Genomic DNA, 18204 nt, shown 5'->3' with positions numbered 1-18204 from the left:
TCGGATCACTGGTTGGACGGGAGACGTGCGGTCGAATGCCTCGGCCCTAAGGTCAGCACGAGACGGTTGGCGAGCGTGTTGAGATAGAGGCCGTTGCGCAGGTGGACGTAGGCCGCGATCCAGAACGGCGCGTCGGCGCGGCGCATCATCTGGTTCTGGAACACGGTGACGGCCGCGAACGACACGACGACGGCGGCCGCGATCAGCATCGGCACGATGCCGTCGACCGGCCGTGCAGCCGGGATGCTGCCCCCGACCAGCCAGGCCATCGCGGCCTGCAGCGCGAAGTAGACGATCGCGACACCGGCCGCGGTGACCGCGGCGCGAGCGACGACGAAGGCGTTCGGCCGCTCGTCGATGGCGTTGGCCATCAGGTGAACGAGCCCCATCAGCAGCACCGAGCCGAGTGCGATCTGCGCCGGGTTGGTGCGCAAGGTCATGCCGAAGGCGAACCCGGTGAGCAGCGCGAGCCCGATCACGGCGACCAGCGCCAGGATCAGCCGTGCCGCGTGCGGCTGGCCGCCGGGGCTCGGTGTCCAGGACGCCCGGGCAAGATCGATGATGCTGCCCGAGGACAGGAAGGCATGCGCCTTGTAGAGCGAGTGCGCCACGATGTGCAGCAGCGCCGCGGAGAAGGCGCCGAGCCCGCATTGCAGCAGCATGAAGCCCATCTGCGCCACCGTCGAATAGGCCAGTTGCACCTTCACCGAGGTCTGCGTCAGCATCACCAGCGAGCCGAACAGCGCGGTGGCGCCGCCGACGATCGCGAGGACGTCGAGCGCGGGCGTGGCCAGCAGCAGCACGTCGCTGAGCCTGAGCACCAGGAAGCCGCCGGCATTGATGATGCCGGCATGCAGCAGCGCCGACACCGGCGTCGGCGTCTCCATCACCTCGATCAGCCAGCCATGCAGCGGCAGCTGGGCGGATTTCAGCATGGCGGTCGCGACGATCAGGAGCGCTGCAATCGTGACGATCGCCGAGCCAACCCCCTCGCCCGCCCGGGCGTGGGCGACGAGGCCGGCAATCTCCAGCGTGCCGAACCGGATGTAGAGCAGCAGCGCAGCGAGTGCGAGGCAGGCGTCGCCGAGCCGGCTCGCGACGAACTTCTTGCGCGAGGCGCGGATCGCAGCCGGCCGGGTCTCGTAGAACAACAGCAGCTTGCCGAGCGAAAGGCTCGTCGCGACCCAGGCGGCGAGCAGAAGCACCAGATTGCCCGCGATCAGCAGTGTCAGCACCGCGGCGAGGGTCAGCAGCAGCCAGCGCGTGAACCGGACCTGACCTGGATCGCCGTCGAGATAGTTGCGGCTGTAGCGCACCACGACCATGCCGATGAAGCTGACGAGAACCGAGAGGATGGCGCCGAGCGCGTCGAGCTGAAGCGACAGCCCGAGGTCGTATCCGCCAAGCAGCGGCGTCCGCCCTGCCCCGACGACGGCCGCAGCGAGGCTCGCGACCGTCGCGATGCCGAAGGCGATCGCCGCGGCGAGGATCGCGCGGCGAGCAACGTCACGGGCGCTGGCGTGGATGCCCACAAGTGCGGCGACACACAGCGTGAGCGGCGCAAGCGCCGCGAGGCAGGGAATGAGCGGGTTCATGACGGCTCGACAGGTTGATCAAATGAGACGGCTGCCCCCTGCTTTACCGGCCCACGATGCTTCTTAAAATTTCAATGATTGAACCTGATCGTTATAAAATATAGAACGATGCCATGCCGCACCTGAACTACCATCACCTGCGCTATTTCTGGGTCATCGCCAGCGAAGGCAGCATGAGCCGCGCCGCGCAGCGGCTCAACGTCTCGCCCTCCTCTCTCTCGGTACAGATCAAGGCGCTGGAGGCGCAGCTCGGGCAGAAGCTGTTCGAGCGCACCGGCCGCACTCTGCAGCTCACCGAGGCCGGGCGCATCGCGCTCGACTATGCCGGCAGCGTGTTCAAGTCCGGCCATGAGCTGATCGAGACGCTGTCGGGCCTACGGCCGGGACGACAGTTGCTGCGGGTCGGCGCCGCGGCGAACCTGTCGCGCAACTTCCAGATCGCCTTCCTGAAGCCGCTGATCGCGCGGGTCGACGTTGAGCTGATCATCCGCACCGGCCAGTTCGCCGAGCTCCTGGAGCAGCTCGATTCCCACAAGCTCGACCTCGTGCTCGCCAACCATCCGGCAGCGCCGGACATGCGCAGCAGTTTCGAGAACACACTGATCGACGAACAGCGCGTCAGCCTCGTCGGCCGCAAGCCGACCAGGCCCGCGCGATTCCGCTTTCCGCAGGATCTCGCGACGACGCCCGTGATCCTGCCCGGCCGAGGCAGCGCGCTGCGCTCGGCCTTCGATGCGCTAGTCGGATCGGGCGGGATCCGCCCGATCATCGCCGCCGAGGTCGACGACATGGCGATGCTGCGCCTGATGGCCCGCGAGAGCGGCACCGTCACATTGGTGCCGTCGATCGTCGTGATCGACGAGTTGCGCTCCGGCACGCTCGTCGAGCGCGCGCGGCTGAGTGCGCTGAAGGAGCAGTTCTTTGCCGTGAGCCAGCAGCGCCGCTACGCCAATCCGCTCGTCGCCGAGCTGATCGGATCGCGCGCCAGGAAGACCGGTTCACGGCCCGAATGACTGTCGGTGACAGCTTGTCTCGAGAGAGGTTGCAGGCAGCCCGCCTCGGGACGGGTGAGTCCTGCGGACCAACTACCGACTGGGGCCGGGTCGGCAGCAGTCCGATCAGAACATCGCGGGCGGGCTGACATTCACCCCGTGCTGGACCAGCACGAGTGAAGCGACCACGCCGGTCAATGAGAACATGGTCACCAGACCGAAGCCGGAATTGAGCGCGTGGGGACCAACCAGCTTCCGCGCAATCTTCATAATCATCAATGTCTCCTCCAGGAATGTCGTTAGTGGACGCCACTAGCGGGACGGCGCGTTACCGGGACGTTTCCAAACTTGGAGAGATCGGCGCGTGGTGAATGCATCCTTGAATGCACAGCAAGCCCGGCATGAAGCCCGATTAACACTGACGGCGGATTCACAAATGCATCGGGACGAGGGAAGCGTCGGCGCTCGAAAAGGTTGAACCTTCTTAACAGCTCGCGCTTGACGGATGATGTCGACGACAAGGGTGGACTACGACCGCGCTCGAGGCATGGTGGTTCGCGTCGCGCCGAGCGATCGCATCTACGCGCGGCGCGCTTAGTTCGACGCTTCTCAGCGGAAGTACATCGCCCCCCGAATGAAGTGTCCGCAGCCGTCAGGCTACCCTCATTCATTCGGCTGGTGACATCCGGTTAGGGACGGATCGCGTCGAAGACGTTCGCCGTCTGCGTCCTGATAGGGTCCTACTTCGCCTCGTTCATCGCCGTCGCTGCGAGCAGCGCCGCCTCGATCGTGTCCCGGGTCTTGTCGAGATGCGCCGTCATGAGCATCACCGCGCGCTCGGTGTCGCGCGACAGCGCCGCCTCCATCAGTTCGCGATGCTCACGCGCGGCATCGCGGTTGCCCCGATCGGTCTTGCGGGCAAGATCGAGATAGCGCTCATTGTGCGCAAACAGGAGATCACGCACCCGCATCATCCAGGCGCTGCCACAGGCCTGGGCCAACGCGGCATGAAAATCGGCGTGCGCCAGCATCCAGGCCGGCGAGAAGCTGCCGTCATGGGCCGCGATCGGCGTCCCGGTCAGACGGTGATGCGCGGCAACGACCGTGGTCTCCCAGGCGAGATCACCGTTGGCGATGGCGCGGCGCAGGCACTTGGTCTCGATCTCGACGCGCATGTCGGTCAGATCGCGCAGATCGGCCACCGAGACCGGCGCCACGCGAAAGCCGCGCTGCGGCGTAGCCGTCACCAGCCCCTCCGCCGTGAGCCGCGCCAACGCCTCGCGGATCGCCCCGGTGCTGACCGAGAAAGCTGATCCGAGCTCGCTGATCTTCAGCTTCTCCTCCGGACGATAGAGGCCGGCGAGCAGGCTGGCACGCAACTGCTCGTAGACGGTCTGGGTGGCGCTGCCGGACATCGACTCACTTTCGCGAAACAATTCATACTAGCAGAGCCAGAAAGTACATTTTTATAAAAAAGTATATTTTAATTGCACGGCCCTCAACCTCCCCCTATGCTCAGCGCCAAAACGCCGCCGACAGCGCGGCCATCAGGGAGGTCTCCATGCGAAGCGCCATCGCAGCGGCAGGATTGTTCGTCGTCGCGTCCGTCCACGCCGCGCCCGTGCGGGCGGAGGATCAGCCGGGCGTCACCGCCACCGAGATCCGCATTGGACAGACCATGCCCTATAGCGGGCCGGTGTCCGCCTTCGGCATCCTCGGCAAAGGCGAGGTGGCCTATTTCAAGATGGTCAACGACCGCGGCGGCATCAACGGCCGCAAGGTCAACCTGATCTCGCTGGACGACAGCTACGTGCCGCCCAAGACCGTGGAGCAGACGCGACGGCTGGTCGAGAGCGAAGAGGTGTCGTTCATCTTCTCGACCATGGGCACCGCGCACAACACTGCGATCGCCAAGTATCTCCAGGGCAAGAAGGTGCCGCAGCTGTTCGTGGCCTCGGGCGCCTCGAAGTTCGGTGATCCCCAGCAGTTTCCGCTGGCCTTGATGGGGGTGATGGCGCCGTTCCGCAACGAGGCTCGGATGTATGCGCGCTACGCTCTGCAGAAGAAGCCGGATGCGACCTTTGCCATTCTCGCGCAGAATGACGATTTTGGTCGCGACTATCTCGCCGGGCTGAAGGACGTGCTGGGCGAGCGTTTCGACAGCGCGGTGACCGTCGCAAGCTACGAGTCGACCGATCCGACCATCGACTCGCAGATCGTGAAACTGAAATCGACCGGCGCCGATGCGCTGATCATCGCTGCGACGCCGAAATTCGCCGCGCAGGCGATCCGCAAGATCCACGAGATCAACTGGCGCCCGCTGACGTTCCTGACCAACGTCTCGGTGTGGATGTCGTCAGTGATGGAGCCCGCGGGCCTCGAAGCCGGCAAAGGCATCATCTCGACGGCCTATGTCAAGGATCCTCTGGATCCGGCCTGGGCGGACGATGCCGGCGTCAAGGGCTGGCGCGAATACATGGCGAAATACGTGCCGGACGGCGACATCCGCGATTCCAACTACGTCAACGGCTACAACAACGGCATGGTGCTCGAGCAGGTGCTGAAGGCCGCGGGCAACGATCTGTCGCGCGAGAACATTTTGCGGCAGGCGCTGTCGATCAAGGATCTGGAGCTGCCGATGCTGCTGCCGGGCATCAAGGTCAGCACCAGCGAGAGCGACCACCTCCCGGTCGAGCAGGTGCAGTTCATGCGCTTCACCGGCAAGCAGTGGGAGCGGTTCGGCGAGGTGCTGTCGACCAAGTAGCGGCGGCTGCTCCGTGGATCGTCGGCGCGGCTCCGCGCTGACGACAGGTGCATGCATGGGCTGGCACGGTATTGGAGGACGGCGCCTCTCTCTCGCCACGTAAACAAAATCGCAACAGTCGCCTGCGATGTTTCGTCGCAGGTCAACCGAATTCGCAATCGGCGTCCGCATACATCCACATGTGGTCCCGCGCGCGACGGCGTACCCCTCTGCTCACGACCGGGGAGCGGGCGGAGCTCGTGCCCGGTTCTCACTGCAGGTCTCCTTGAAGCAGTCGCGGAGATGATCGCCGCAGGGAAGCGCCAACAAGGAAAAGAATACAGGTCCTCACCGCCCCAACGGGATCTTTTGAGGAAGAGCATGACGGATATCAGCCGACCAGCGAGCCGGGCGATCGCCGCCATCGCGCGCTTCTCCCGCGACAGCAAGGCCAATATCGCGGTCACATTCGCGCTGGCGCTGTTGCCGATTCTCACGGCGATCGGATGCGCGACCGACTACTCCATGGCCATGCGCATGAAGATCAGGCTCCAGTCTGCGGCCGATGCCGCGAGCATCGCCTCGATCTCGGTCAACTCGGCAGGCTATGCAGCGGCGATGGCGATGACGTCGGACGGAACCGTTACCGCCGGGGTCTCCGAGGCGGACAACATCTTCAAGGGCAACGCCTCTACCTTTCAAGGCTACACATTGACGTCTGAGACCAGCACCGTCACCAAGAGTGGGTCCACACTGACGTCGCAGGTGCAATTCACCGCCAACGTGCCGGCCACGTTCCTGACGGTGATCGGCTATCAGAATCTGACGGTCAGCGGCCAATCGTCCTCCTCCGTCACCCTGCCGCTCTATCTCGACTTCTACTTGACGCTGGACGTCTCCGGCTCGATGGGCCTGCCGTCGACATCGGCCGAAGCGCAGCGCATGCAGGCGATCAGCCCGGACAACTACCGGCAATACCCCACGGGGTGCACGCTGGCGTGCCACTTCTCGCCGCAGAACAGCGCGTGCACCGATACGGGGACCCAGGGATATCCTACCAACAACTATTGCCTGGGCTATGCGATCTCGCGCGTCAGCCAGAGCGGCTACAAGAGCCTGCTGACCACCAACAAGAACAACCCCAAGGGCGTTCAACTGCCGTCGTCGATCGTGTCCGGCCTGCCGAACTCGCTGTACAAGAACCTGGCGACCGTTGCGAACTGTCCGACCGACGGGACGGATTCTTGCATCCAGCTGCGGCTGGATGCGGTGGGCTATGCCGTGAACCAGCTGTTCGTCACTGCGAACAACACCAAGAAGGTCAGCAACCAGTTCCGGATCGGTCTCTATCCCTTCATTCGCTATCTCTATTCCTACTTCCCGCTCACCAGCAGCATCAACGGCTCGACGTCGGATTCGACCACCATCAACTATGCAGCCGCCAACCTCGCGACCCTGCTCGACACCAACACCAACGCATCTCTGGGCTCGGGCGGCACGCACATCGACACGGCCCTCTCCAGCGTCAACAACCTGATCGTCAGTGTCGGCAACGGCAGCGCTTCGACCAACACCCTGCCCTACGTATTCCTGGTCACCGACGGCGCACAGGACCCGCAGGTCAAGGGCGTCCCCAATGGCTCATGGTCAGGCAGCAACCATGCCACCGTGATCGATCCGAACACCTCCTGCACACCGCTGAAGAACCGCGGCATCATCATTTCCGTGCTCTACATACCCTACCAGGTGATCAATCCGGTGAACGCATCCTTCGCCGGTGACGAAGACGACTATGCCAACAGCAACATTCCTTCGATTCCGCCGAGCCTGAAGGCCTGCGCCTCGCCAGGATTCTTCTATACTGCGAACACGCCCGCCGACATCACGTCGGCGCTGAACGCGATGTTCAATCATGCGGTGTCCGAGGCGCATCTGACGAGATAGAGCATCGCCAGGCCCAGGCTCGGCCGGTTGGACTTTCGGCGGCGAAGGCGTAGACATCTGCCGTCGTCCCCAGGAGAACCGCGGCGCCGATGTCCGAGACTGAACCGCTCATGCTGAAATTCCGGTGTCCGAAGGAGCTCGAAGACCTCATTCCGCAGCCGGTACCGGCGCCGATGGGCGTTCCCGACTGGGTCAAGACGATGCCGGCCACCGCGTTCAGCGCGCTCAACCAGGCCGAGGAGCAGACCGTCAAGCGCTGCCCGCCCTTCATCGACGCGATGACGACCGGCTTCCTCATTCCGCTGATCTGCGATCTCACGGTCGAGGATGGCGGCATCAGCTGGGACAACGAGCTGCCGCCGGGCGGTGCGATCGATTTTCCGCGCTCGCCGATCAGCTTCCACGACGTCGCCCAGGTCACGGGCTCGCCGCTGTTCGAGGCCGACCGCTTCCTGCTCAAGTTTCACAATCTGTGGACGATCGAGTCGCCGGAGGGCTGGGCATTGCTGTTCACGCATCCCGTCAACCGCTTCGACCTGCCCTTCACCACCTTGACCGGATTGGTCGACAGCGACCGCTTTCACGACTCGTTCGTGCACTTCCCGGCGCACTGGCATGACACGGCGTTCCGTGGCCTGATCCCGAGAGGAACGCCGGTCGCGCAATGCATTCCGGTGAAGCGGCAGGCATGGGCGATGCAGACCTCGGCCTTCACCGAAGAGGAGATCGCCGAGATCCACGAGGTGCGCGATGCGCTGAAGCGCGAGACCGGCGTCTATCGCAAGCGGTTCAGGGCTTAGCTGTCGCAGCGCCGTCGATCTGCAGGAATCTGGCAGCGTCGCTCGGACGGAAGAAGAAACGGCCGTGCGAGGTGACGGCGAGCGTATAGGCCGCGCGGGTCAGCAGATGCGGCCGGCCGCGCACCGCCGTGCGCAGCGCAGCCTGGGCGCCATCGCGATCCCCCATCTCGGCGAGACACATCGCGAGATTGGCGCGGGTCTGCGTGTCCTCCGGCCGCAGCCCGAGCGCATGGCGGTAGGTGCCTGCGGCCTCGGCATAGTCGCCGTCGAGGAACTGCACCCAGGCGAGCTCGATCAGGATGTCGGGCCGTCCCGGCGCGGCCTCGCGCGCCGCCAGCAGGTGCGTGCGGGCACGAACGCGGTCATTGGCCTGAAGAGAGAGGCGTCCGAGATCGAGCTGGAGGTCGACGCTGTCGGGTGACAGCGTCAGCGCCTCCTCGATCACGGCGATGGATTCACCAAGCTGCCCCGACTTGGCAAGCCGCCCCGCCAGCTCCTGGAACGCCGGCAGAAAAGGCGGCCGCCGCGCCGCGGTCTTGCGCAGCTGCGCGATGCCGTCGGCGGCGCGTCTGGACTCGCACAAGGCGGCGCCGAGCAGCGTCTCGAGTTCCGGATCGCTGCCGCGGAGCACCGCCTTCTCCAGCGGCACGATCGCCTCGTTTGCGCGGTGCTGGCCCAGCAGCGCATGGGCATGAACGAGCAGCGCGGCACGATCGGTCCTGGCCGTGCGCAGGATCGAGGCGGCGATCTGCTCGGCGCGGGCGAACTGCCGTGCACGCAGCGCGTGGATCGCCTCCTGCAGCGCCTGCGCCTGCTGATTTTTCCGCCGTTCACTCACGTCTGCCGCCAAGCTCCGAGGAGGACGTCGGGTCTAGCTAGCCCGCCCGCCCAGGGGTGTCCAGCGGACGGCGCGACGGCTCAGCCGAACAGCGGGGTGCCCGGCACGAAGGCATCGAACGCGGCCCAGAACTGCGAGCGGTAGCGGTCCTGCTCCTGCAGGATCTCGTGCTTGGCGCCGGCGATCACGAGATGCGAGCCGGCGCGCAGATGATAGGCGAACTCCTCGATCGCAGCCGTCGACACCACGGTGTCGCTGGAGGCCGCCAGCATCAGGATCGGCTGGCGGATCTGCGACGGATAGCTCATGCCGCGGAAGGTCATCATCGCGGAGAACGCGGCGTCGGCCCAGGCGACCGTGGGCGAGGCGATGCCGAGCGTCGGATCTTCTTCGAGGATCGCGGCGTTGCGGGCATAGCGGACCGGATCGGAGGTCAGCGGATTGTTGACGAATGGCGCCAGTCCGCTGATCTCGTCGTTGCCGCCCGGCACGTAGCGGCCGCCCTGCCCGGCGATGCGCATTGCCCGCAGCAACAGCCGCGCCGGCAGCGCTGTGCGGCTGCCCGGAAGGTCGATCATCGGCGCCGACAGCACGATGCGATCGAACCAGCGCTTGCCGGCATGCGCGAGCCGCAGCAGCACCGTGCCGCCCATCGAATGCGCCAGCGCGAAATAAGGCGGCGGACAGTCCGGCAGCACGACTTGCGTGACGAAGGTCTCCACGTCGGTCTCGTAGTCGGAGAACGAGCGCACATAGCCCTTGCGGGAATCGCGCAGGCGCCGCGACGAATGGCCCTGGCCGCGCCAGTCGATGATGGCGACCGCAAAGCCGCGATCGCGCAGATCGCGCACCGTCTCGAAATACTTCTCGATCATCTCGCTGCGGCCGGTGAACACGCACACCGTGCCCTTGCGCCCGGCCGGCGGCGCCCAGCGCGCAAAGCGCAGCTCGGCGCCATCAGGGGTCTTGATGGTGCCGGCAGTGACGTTTTCGGGAACGGGATTGGCGGGAATCGAGACGAGCGTCATGAGGCACCCATCGAATAGGTGAAAGGCAGCGGGAATCAAGGGGTGGAACGGCAAAAAGAGCAGGTCCCGAACGCCCTTGAACGTCGAAACGCCTGCCCTACATCGAGATCGTGCAGGCCTCTGATGGCTGCACGACGGCCCGGCCCGATGGCGGGCGGGTTTGCCCAATAGTCGCTCAATGGAGGACTTTGACCATGCGTACCTACGACCTCACCCCCTTCTATCGTTCCACCGTCGGTTTCGACCGTCTGTTCTCGATGCTCGATCAGGCCACCGCCGAGCCCACCCCCGGCTATCCGCCCTACAATATCGAGCGCACCGGTGAGAACGCCTACCGCATCACCGTCGCCGTCTCCGGCTTTGGCAAGGATGAGCTCTCCCTCGTCGCGAAGGAAAACACGCTGACGATCAAGGGCGAGAAGGCCGCCAATGAGAACGGCAAGAAGGCTGAGGTGCTGTATCGCGGCATCGCCGCCCGGGCGTTCGAGCGCTCGTTCCAGCTCGCCGACCACGTGGTGGTGAAGAACGCCAGCCTCGAAAACGGCCTGCTCCACGTCGACCTCGTACGCGAGATTCCGGAAGCGAAGAAGCCCCGCTCGATTCCGATCTCAACCGGCGCGCAAGGCTCCGAGCAGCCGGTGATCGAGGGATCGGCCGAGAAGGCCGCCGCTTAACCGGCACTCAGACTTGAGAATGCGAACGCCCCGGGCAGCCGGGGCGTTTTTTTGTGCGTTGCTGCAGTGCAATCAAACGATCGTGACGGGCGGTAACGGCCTGCACCCGGCCAGCGAAGACGCCAGTGATGACCTCACTCACCCGAGCCACTGGAGCCTCAACGATGAACGTCGTTCGCACCCTCACTTTCGTCGCCGCCCTGACGGCATTGGCCGGCCCTGCTCTGGCGCAGCCCGCGCCGCCGCCCAAGGTCCACAACGTCGTGCTGGTGCACGGCGCCTGGGCCGACGGCTCGAGCTGGGCCAAGGTCATCCCCTATCTGCAGGCGGCCGGCCTCAAGGTCACGGCCGTGCAGAACCCGCTGACCTCGCTGGCAGACTCCGCGGCCGCCACCCGCCGCGCCCTGGCCGAGCAGGATGGGCCGGCCGTGCTGGTCGGCCATTCCTGGGGCGGCACGGTCGTGAGCGAGGTCGGCACCGATCCGAAGGTCAGCGCGCTGGTCTATGTCGCCGCCCGCGCCCCCGATGCGGGCGAGGATTTCGTCAAGCTCGCCGGCCAATATCCGACGCCGCCGGCGCGCGCCGGCATCGTCGACCATGACGGCGAGACCAAGCTCAACGAGGACGCCTTCCTGACGGACTTCGCCAACGGCGTCGATGCGACGACGGCAAAGGAGCTCTATGCGGTGCAGTGGCCGACCGCGGCGACGATCTTCGGCAACCGCACCACCCAGGCGGCATGGCACGACAAGCCGTCATTCTATGCAGTGTCGAAGCAGGACAAGACCATCGATCCGGATTTCGAGCGCTTCCTGGCCCACCGCATGAAGGCGACCACGATCGAGCTCGACGCCGGGCACCTGTCGCTGGTGTCGCATCCGAAGGAGATCGCTGATCTGATCCTGAAGGCCGCCGGTCAGCACGAGTAGTGCGACCGATGGTGCTGGGGTCTCATCGGCTGCTCCAAACGACCTGTCATGCCCGCGAAAGCGGGCATCCAGTCCGCGGCGGCGGTCGTGAATGACCGAGATGCCGGTGTTGACTGGATCGCCCGGTCGAGCCGGGCGATGACGGCGTTGGGGGTGGCAAGCGGCCGGGCAGACCGTCTGACTGCCTCTATTCCAAACCCTGTACAGCCGGCATCTTTGCCGTCGGCAGGATCTGGGGCACCGGCTTCGCCGCGGGCGCCGCGACGGAGCCAGTCGTCTGCGGCGTGGCCGTAGCCGCGGCCGATTGCACGGGCTTCGGCTCAGAGGGTTTTGCGTCTGAAGCCTTGGCCTCTGAAGCCTTGGCGTCTGAAGGCTTCGCGTCAGAGGTGTTGGCGTCCGAAGCCTTGGCCTCGGCCGGCTTGATGTCCGCGGGCTTGGGCGGAAGGGCCTTGGGTGCGTCCGCCGGTTTCGGATTGAGCGCTGCGGTCTGCGGTGCCGGTGCACTCGGCCGCGCGGCAGGCGTCGGCACTTTCGGCTGGATCGGCGCCGCGGTGGCAACGCGCGGCGCAGCCGGCATCGGCGGCACCAGGCGCGGATCGGCCCGGATCACGCTCGGCGGCGGCAGGCGGTCGAGGCCACCGCGCGGGGCGGGCTCATAGCGCATCCGCTCGTACTCCTCGCCCCATTGGAACGCCGGCACGAAGCGGATGATGCGGCCGGAGCGGGCATCGACGACGAGCTTGCCGTCCTCGCCCTGGCGATCGAGCACCGCCACGATCCAGACATTGCCGCGCTGGCGCGGCGCGCCGAGCGGCGAGAAACCGTTGTCGCGCAGAATGGCATAGACCTCATGCACCGGCAGGAACGCGGGCGCATAGCCATAGTCCTGCTGATAGCCCTCTCTGTAATTGTCCTGACGGTAGACCGGCGCCGGCGGCACATAGCGCTCGTCGCGGTAGCCGTAGTCAGGGCCCGGCCGGTAGCCGTAACGCGGCGGTGGCGCAGGCACGACGGCCGGCGGCGGCAAGTCCGAATAAGGCGCATCGAAATCGGAGACTGCCGTATACGGCCCGTGGAGGCCGGACGGTGGCAGCGGCTCGGCCTGCGCGGCGGCGAACGTCGCGACCAGCGCGGCTGAGACGACTCCAACTAGCAACTTCATGGTTCAAAGCTCCTGCATGCCCCCGCACGTGAAGCTGTTCGCTTCTTCTCAAGTGCGGCGGAAGTTCTGCCGCGATTCCGGCGGTCCTGGGTCGGCGAAGGGGCGGGATCGGGGCGTTAGGTTTCAAAATCGAGCGCGGCGCGTGATCGCCGGCCCGGCCGGATCGTTCGGTCAGCGGCAGAAACGGAAGATTTGCCGGGGAATGAGCGTGTTGCGGCGCCCGAACTCGAGGACTCCGCAGTGCTTGTGTGATAGGTTAAAGTTTGGCATCTTGCGGTTTAGGACAGAAATGCTGTCTAAAATTTCGTTGCAAAGGTGACCGAGACTTTGCAATGATGTTACGGCGCCTGAGGGCGCTGCGACATTAACAGGCCGCGGTCGTCCAGCGGGGACATGGTCCCCCGGCGGCTGGCCTGAATTCTGCAAATGCGGCTCGCTGAAAAAGGACGAGCGTTGGCTCCGGAGAGGGGCCGCGCAGCGCCCGGGGTGCGCCGGACTGTGTACCGGACTGTGGTGAAGGCCCTGACCAATAACTGATGGGGACGGATATGAGCGGATCGAAGGTCGAGCACGGAATTTTGGGCGGCGCGGTGCTGGCTGTGGATTCGCACGAGAAACCGGCCGAGATCACCCGCGAGCTGCACACCTGGCGTCCGGAGGCCGAAGGTCTGTATGACCCGAGCCAGGAGAAGGATTCCTGCGGCGTCGGCTTCATCGCCAACATCAAGGGCCAGAAGTCGCATCAGATCGTCGCCGACGCGCTGAACATCCTGTGCAACCTCGAGCATCGTGGCGCCGTCGGCGCCGACCCGCGCTTCGGCGACGGCGCCGGCATCCTGGTGCAGATCCCGCACGCCTTCTTCTCGCGCAAGGCGAAGGAGCTCGGCTTCACCTTGCCCGCCCCCGGCGAATACGCCATCGGCGCGCTGTTCATGCCGCGCGACGATTCCTGGCGGAACGTCATCAAGAGCATCATCGCCGACCAGATCGAGGAGGAAGGCTTGGTCCTGCTCGGCTGGCGCGACGTGCCGACCGACAACTCCTCGCTGGGCGTGACGGTCAAGCCGACCGAGCCGCGCAGCATGCAGGTGTTCATCGGCCGCAACGGCGCCGCCAAGACCGAGGACGAGTTCGAGCGCAAGCTCTACATCCTGCGCAAGTCGATCTCGCAGGCGATCTATCAGCGCCGCGACCGCGGCATGTCGGGCTATTACCCGTGCTCGATGTCCTGCCGGACCGTGATCTACAAGGGCATGTTCCTGGCCGACCAGCTCGGCAAGTACTACGCCGACCTGCACGAGCCGGACTTCGAGAGCGCGCTGGCGCTGGTGCATCAGCGCTTCTCGACCAACACCTTCCCGACCTGGTCGCTGGCGCATCCCTACCGGATGATCGCGCATAACGGCGAGATCAACACCCTGCGCGGCAACGTCAACTGGATGGCGGCGCGGCAGGCGTCGGTGTCGTCGGAGCTGTTCGGCAAGGACATCAGCCGGCTCTGGCCGATCTCCTATGAGGGCCAGTCGGACACCGCCTGCTTCGACAACGCGCTCGAGTTCCTGGTGCAGGGCGGCTACTCGCTGCCACACGCGGTCATGATGATGATCCCGGAGGCGTGGGCCGGCAATCCGCTGATGAGCGAGGAGCGCCGCTCGTTCTACGAATATCACGCCGCCCTGATGGAGCCGTGGGACGGCCCGGCCGCGATCGCCTTCACCGACGGCCGCCAGATCGGCGCCACGCTCGACCGCAACGGCCTGCGGCCGGCGCGCTATCTCGTCACCAAGGACGACCGCATCGTAATGGCATCCGAGATGGGCGTGCTGAAGATCCCGGAGGACCAGATCGTCACCAAGTGGCGGCTGCAACCCGGCAAGATGCTGCTCGTCGATCTCGAGCAGGGCCGCCTGATCCCGGACGACGAGATCAAGGCGCAGCTCGCCGCCAGCCATCCCTACACCGAGTGGCTCGGCCGCACGCAGATCCAGGTCGAGAAGCTGCCGGATGCGCCGACCACGGGCGCGCGGACCAACCTGCCGCTCTTGGACCGGCAGCAGGCGTTCGGCTACAGCCAGGAAGACATCGCGATCCTGATGACGCCGATGGCGGCGACCGGCGAGGAGGCCACGGGCTCGATGGGCAACGACACGCCGATCTCGGCGCTGTCGGACAAGCCGAAGCTGCTCTTCACCTACTTCAAGCAGAACTTCGCACAGGTCACCAACCCGCCGATCGATCCGATCCGCGAGGAGCTGGTGATGAGCCTGGTCTCGATCATCGGCCCGCGACCGAACCTGTTCGACCTCGAGGGTGTCGCCTCGACCAAGCGGCTCGAGGTGCATCAGCCGATCCTGACCGATGCGGACCTGGAGAAGATCCGCTCGATCTCTGAGGTCTCCGACAGCCACTTCGTCTCACGCACGCTGGACACCACCTTCGATGCGAGCCTGGGCGCGGCCGGCTTCGAGCAGGTGCTCGACGATCTCTGCGGCCGCGCCGAAGCCGCGGTGCGCGAGGGCGTCAACATCATCATCCTGTCCGACCGCATGGTCTCGGCCGACCGGATTCCGATCCCGTCGCTGCTCGCCTGCGCCGCCGTGCATCATCACCTGATCCGCACCGGCCTGCGCACGTCGGTCGGCCTCGTCGTCGAGAGCGGCGAGCCGCGGGAGGTGCATCACTTCGCCTGTCTGGCCGGCTACGGCGCAGAGGCGATCAATCCGTATCTCGCCTTCGAGACCATCATCGCGCTCAAGGACAAGCTGCCGGGCGCGCTGAGCGACTACGAGGTCGTCAAGCGCTACATCAAGTCGATCGGCAAGGGCCTGCTCAAGGTCATGTCGAAGATGGGCATCTCGACCTATCAGTCCTACTGCGGCGCGCAGATCTTCGACGCGGTCGGCCTTCGCGCCGAGTTCGTGCAGAAGTTCTTCGCCGGCACCCACACCCGCATCGAGGGCGTCGGCCTCGCCGAGATCGCCGAGGAGACCACGCGCCGTCACCGCGACGCGTTCGGCGATGCGCTGGTCTACAAGAGCGCGCTCGATGTCGGCGGCGAATATGCCTACCGCACCCGCGGCGAGGACCATGCGTGGACGGCCGAGTCGGTTGCGACCTTGCAGCACGCCGTGCGCGGCAACTCCAGGGAGCGCTACCAGGCGTTCGCCAAGCTGCTCAACGAGCAGTCCGAGCGGCTGCTGACCCTGCGCGGCCTGTTCCGGATCAAGTCGGCCGAGGACGACAAGCGCAAGCCGGTTCCGCTCGACGAGGTCGAGCCGGCGAAGGAGATCGTCAAGCGCTTCGCCACGGGCGCGATGAGCTTCGGCTCGATCTCGCGCGAGGCGCATACGACGCTCGCGATCGCCATGAACCGGATCGGCGGCAAGTCGAACACCGGCGAAGGCGGCGAGGAGGCCGACCGCTTCAAGCCGCTGCCGAACGGCGATTCCATGCGCTCGGCGATCAAGCAGGTCGCCTCGGGCCGGTTCGGCGTGACGACGGAGTACCTCGTCAACTCCGACATGATGCAGATCAAGATGGCGCAGGGTGCCAAGCCCGGCGAAGGCGGTCAGCTGCCCGGCCACAAGGTCGACGCCACCATCGCCAAGGTGCGCCACTCGACGCCCGGCGTCGGCCTGATCTCGCCGCCGCCGCACCACGACATCTACTCGATCGAGGATCTCGCGCAGCTGATCTACGACCTGAAGAACGTCAATCCCGACGGTCAGGTGTCGGTCAAGCTCGTCTCGGAGGTCGGCGTCGGCACGGTTGCGGCCGGCGTCGCCAAGGCGCGCGCCGACCACGTCACGATCGCGGGCTTCGAGGGCGGCACCGGTGCCTCCCCGCTCACCTCGATCAAGCATGCGGGATCGCCGTGGGAGATCGGCCTTGCCGAGACGCATCAGACGCTGGTGCGCGAGCGGCTGCGCAGCCGCATCGTGGTCCAGGTCGACGGCGGTTTCCGCACCGGCCGCGACGTCGTCATCGGCGCACTCCTTGGCGCCGACGAGTTCGGCTTCGCCACCGCGCCGTTGATCGCGGCCGGTTGCATCATGATGCGCAAGTGCCACCTCAACACCTGTCCCGTGGGCGTCGCCACCCAGGACCCGGTGCTGCGCAAGCGCTTCACAGGCCAGCCCGAGCACGTCATCAACTTCTTCTTCTTCGTCGCCGAGGAAGTCCGCGAGATCATGGCCGCTCTGGGCTACCGCTCGTTCAACGAGATGGTCGGACAAACCCAGATGCTCGACCAGTCCAGGCTGGTGGCGCATTGGAAGGCCAAGGGCCTCGACTTCTCGAAGCTGTTCGTCAAGCAGAAGGCGGAGCCGGGCCAGAAGGTCTATCACGCCGAGAAGCAGGACCATCACCTCGACGCCGTGCTCGACCGCAAGCTGATCGAGCAGGCCAAGCCCGCGCTCGACCGCGGCGCGCCGGTCAAGATCGAGGCCGAGATCAACAACACCGACCGTTCGGCGGGCGCGATGCTCTCCGGCGCGGTGGCGAAGATCTACGGCCATGCCGGCCTGCCGCAGGATACGATCCATGTCAGCCTGAAGGGCACCGCCGGCCAGGCGTTCGGCGCCTGGCTCGCCAACGGCGTCACCTTCGAGCTCGAAGGCGAAGGCAACGACTATGTCGGCAAGGGCCTGTCGGGCGGCCGCATCATCGTCAAGCCGCCGCGCAACTCCGGCATCGTGCCGGAGGAGTCGATCATCGTCGGCAACACCGTGATGTACGGCGCCATCTCCGGCGAGTGCTTCTTCCGCGGCATCGCCGGCGAGCGCTTCGCGGTGCGCAACTCGGGCGCGGTCGCCGTCGTCGAGGGCGCGGGCGATCATTGCTGCGAGTACATGACCGGCGGCATCGTCGTCGTGCTTGGCAAGACCGGGCGCAACTTCGCGGCCGGCATGTCCGGCGGCGTCGCCTATGTGCTCGACGAGGCCGGCGACTTCGACAAGCATTGCAACATGGCGATGGTCGAGCTCGAGCCGGTGCTGTCGGAGGAGATGATCGCGGAAGCCTCCTATCACCAGATGGGCGATCTCGAGGCGCATGGCCGGGTCGACGTGTTCAAGAACCTGCTGGCGTCCGACATCGAGCGCCTGCACATCCTGATCTCGCGTCACGCCAAGGCCACCGGCTCGAAGCGCGCCGCAGAAATCCTGGCGAACTGGAAGGACTATGCGCCGAAGTTCCGCAAGGTGATGCCGGTCGAGTACCGCCGCGCCCTGAAGGAAATGGCGGCCAACGCCGACGCCGAGCCGAAGATCGCGATCGGGGCTTGATAACTCTCCTCATGGTGAGGAGGCGCGTAGCGCCGTCTCGAACCATGAGGCCGAGAGCGGGGCCTCACCCTTCGAGACGCGGCGAAGACGCCGCTCCTTAGCGGTGAGGAGAAAATAGGAGCAAACCCTCATGGTGAGGAGGTGCGCAGCACCGTCTCGAACCATGAGGCCGAGAGCGGGGCCTCACCCTTCGAGACGCGGCGAAGACGCCGCT

At 65.7% G+C, this 18204-nt stretch carries 13 protein-coding genes; 7 read left to right on the top strand and 6 right to left on the bottom strand.

The annotated features are described in order from the left end of the window. Positions 1 to 5: 5 nt before the first annotated feature. Positions 6 to 1595, bottom strand: a complete 1590-nt coding sequence (locus ACQR1X_RS29240) for an NADH-quinone oxidoreductase subunit L (protein WP_315801824.1) — start codon at positions 1593 to 1595, stop codon at positions 6 to 8. 113 nt (positions 1596 to 1708) lie between these two features. Here ACQR1X_RS29240 and ACQR1X_RS29235 point away from each other — a divergent pair, with 113 nt between their 5' ends. Continuing rightward, positions 1709 to 2608, top strand: coding sequence for a LysR family transcriptional regulator (locus ACQR1X_RS29235; RefSeq protein ID WP_315801823.1), 900 nt, complete (start codon positions 1709 to 1711; stop codon positions 2606 to 2608). Positions 2609 to 2713: 105 nt separating this feature from the next. Here ACQR1X_RS29235 and ACQR1X_RS29230 read toward each other — a convergent pair whose 3' ends face one another. Both ACQR1X_RS29230 and ACQR1X_RS29225 read right to left on the bottom strand, forming a co-directional pair. Next, the gene (locus ACQR1X_RS29230) at positions 2714 to 2863 is read right to left on the bottom strand and encodes a hypothetical protein (RefSeq protein ID WP_316179605.1); all 150 of its coding nucleotides are present in this window, start codon (positions 2861 to 2863) and stop codon (positions 2714 to 2716) included. A gap of 464 nt (positions 2864 to 3327) precedes the next feature. Then, positions 3328 to 4002: a GntR family transcriptional regulator gene (locus ACQR1X_RS29225; RefSeq protein ID WP_434900135.1), complete on the bottom strand. Its 675-nt coding sequence runs from the start codon at positions 4000 to 4002 to the stop codon at positions 3328 to 3330. A gap of 146 nt (positions 4003 to 4148) precedes the next feature. On the opposite strand from ACQR1X_RS29225, the gene ACQR1X_RS29220 reads away from it, so the two are divergent. The 3 genes from ACQR1X_RS29220 (at position 4149) to ACQR1X_RS29210 (ending at position 8074) form a co-directional block, all read left to right on the top strand. Then, entirely contained in the window at positions 4149 to 5351 is a 1203-nt protein-coding gene (locus tag ACQR1X_RS29220) for an ABC transporter substrate-binding protein (protein WP_434900134.1), read from the top strand. Between the two features lie 360 nt (positions 5352 to 5711). After that, positions 5712 to 7274: a TadE/TadG family type IV pilus assembly protein gene (locus ACQR1X_RS29215; RefSeq protein ID WP_315801819.1), complete on the top strand. Its 1563-nt coding sequence runs from the start codon at positions 5712 to 5714 to the stop codon at positions 7272 to 7274. An 89-nt stretch (positions 7275 to 7363) separates the two neighbouring features. Further along, entirely contained in the window at positions 7364 to 8074 is a 711-nt protein-coding gene (locus ACQR1X_RS29210; RefSeq protein ID WP_316236793.1) for a hypothetical protein, read from the top strand. Here ACQR1X_RS29210 and ACQR1X_RS29205 read toward each other — a convergent pair. Further along, complete coding sequence (locus ACQR1X_RS29205) at positions 8064 to 8912, bottom strand: tetratricopeptide repeat protein (protein WP_434900133.1); 849 nt, start codon at positions 8910 to 8912, stop codon at positions 8064 to 8066. The genes ACQR1X_RS29210 and ACQR1X_RS29205 overlap by 11 nt on opposite strands. Before the next feature lie 80 nt (positions 8913 to 8992). Continuing rightward, the gene (locus tag ACQR1X_RS29200) at positions 8993 to 9940 is read right to left on the bottom strand and encodes an alpha/beta hydrolase (protein ID WP_315801816.1); all 948 of its coding nucleotides are present in this window, start codon (positions 9938 to 9940) and stop codon (positions 8993 to 8995) included. 194 nt (positions 9941 to 10134) lie between these two features. Here ACQR1X_RS29200 and ACQR1X_RS29195 point away from each other — a divergent pair, with 194 nt between their 5' ends. Together ACQR1X_RS29195 and ACQR1X_RS29190 are read left to right on the top strand one after the other, a co-directional pair. After that, positions 10135 to 10614 carry an Hsp20 family protein gene (locus ACQR1X_RS29195; protein ID WP_315801815.1) on the top strand — a complete coding sequence of 160 codons (480 nt, stop codon included), beginning with the start codon at positions 10135 to 10137 and terminating at the stop codon, positions 10612 to 10614. A 164-nt stretch (positions 10615 to 10778) separates the two neighbouring features. Beyond that, positions 10779 to 11543, top strand: a complete 765-nt coding sequence (locus ACQR1X_RS29190) for an alpha/beta fold hydrolase (protein WP_316179614.1) — start codon at positions 10779 to 10781, stop codon at positions 11541 to 11543. Between the two features lie 187 nt (positions 11544 to 11730). Here ACQR1X_RS29190 and ACQR1X_RS29185 read toward each other — a convergent pair whose 3' ends face one another. Then, positions 11731 to 12705, bottom strand: coding sequence for a hypothetical protein (locus ACQR1X_RS29185; RefSeq protein WP_316236791.1), 975 nt, complete (start codon positions 12703 to 12705; stop codon positions 11731 to 11733). A 548-nt stretch (positions 12706 to 13253) separates the two neighbouring features. Between ACQR1X_RS29185 and gltB the strand changes: the two genes are divergently transcribed. Then, positions 13254 to 17990 (top strand): glutamate synthase large subunit, encoded by a 4737-nt coding sequence (gene gltB, locus ACQR1X_RS29180; RefSeq protein WP_434873540.1) that lies wholly within the window; start codon positions 13254 to 13256, stop codon positions 17988 to 17990. Positions 17991 to 18204: the final 214 nt, after the last annotated feature.

Origin of the sequence: Bradyrhizobium sp. HKCCYLRH3073 (genome assembly GCF_051167995.1) — a bacterium.
In the GTDB taxonomy this organism is placed as follows: domain Bacteria; phylum Pseudomonadota; class Alphaproteobacteria; order Rhizobiales; family Xanthobacteraceae; genus Bradyrhizobium.
Note: the sequence above shows the minus strand (reverse complement) of the source record. Positions and strands in the feature narration are given on the sequence as shown.

Coding starts and splice junctions, on each gene's coding strand:
- ACQR1X_RS29185 (WP_316236791.1), bottom strand. CDS start 12,705: ATGAAGTTGCTAGTTGGAGTCGTCTCAGCCGCGCTGGTCGCGACGTTC.
- ACQR1X_RS29195 (WP_315801815.1), top strand. CDS start 10,135: ATGCGTACCTACGACCTCACCCCCTTCTATCGTTCCACCGTCGGTTTC.
- ACQR1X_RS29225 (WP_434900135.1), bottom strand. CDS start 4,002: ATGTCCGGCAGCGCCACCCAGACCGTCTACGAGCAGTTGCGTGCCAGC.
- gltB (WP_434873540.1), top strand. CDS start 13,254: ATGAGCGGATCGAAGGTCGAGCACGGAATTTTGGGCGGCGCGGTGCTG.
- ACQR1X_RS29220 (WP_434900134.1), top strand. CDS start 4,149: ATGCGAAGCGCCATCGCAGCGGCAGGATTGTTCGTCGTCGCGTCCGTC.
- ACQR1X_RS29215 (WP_315801819.1), top strand. CDS start 5,712: ATGACGGATATCAGCCGACCAGCGAGCCGGGCGATCGCCGCCATCGCG.
- ACQR1X_RS29230 (WP_316179605.1), bottom strand. CDS start 2,863: ATGATTATGAAGATTGCGCGGAAGCTGGTTGGTCCCCACGCGCTCAAT.
- ACQR1X_RS29240 (WP_315801824.1), bottom strand. CDS start 1,595: ATGAACCCGCTCATTCCCTGCCTCGCGGCGCTTGCGCCGCTCACGCTG.
- ACQR1X_RS29200 (WP_315801816.1), bottom strand. CDS start 9,940: ATGACGCTCGTCTCGATTCCCGCCAATCCCGTTCCCGAAAACGTCACT.
- ACQR1X_RS29190 (WP_316179614.1), top strand. CDS start 10,779: ATGAACGTCGTTCGCACCCTCACTTTCGTCGCCGCCCTGACGGCATTG.
- ACQR1X_RS29210 (WP_316236793.1), top strand. CDS start 7,364: ATGTCCGAGACTGAACCGCTCATGCTGAAATTCCGGTGTCCGAAGGAG.
- ACQR1X_RS29235 (WP_315801823.1), top strand. CDS start 1,709: ATGCCGCACCTGAACTACCATCACCTGCGCTATTTCTGGGTCATCGCC.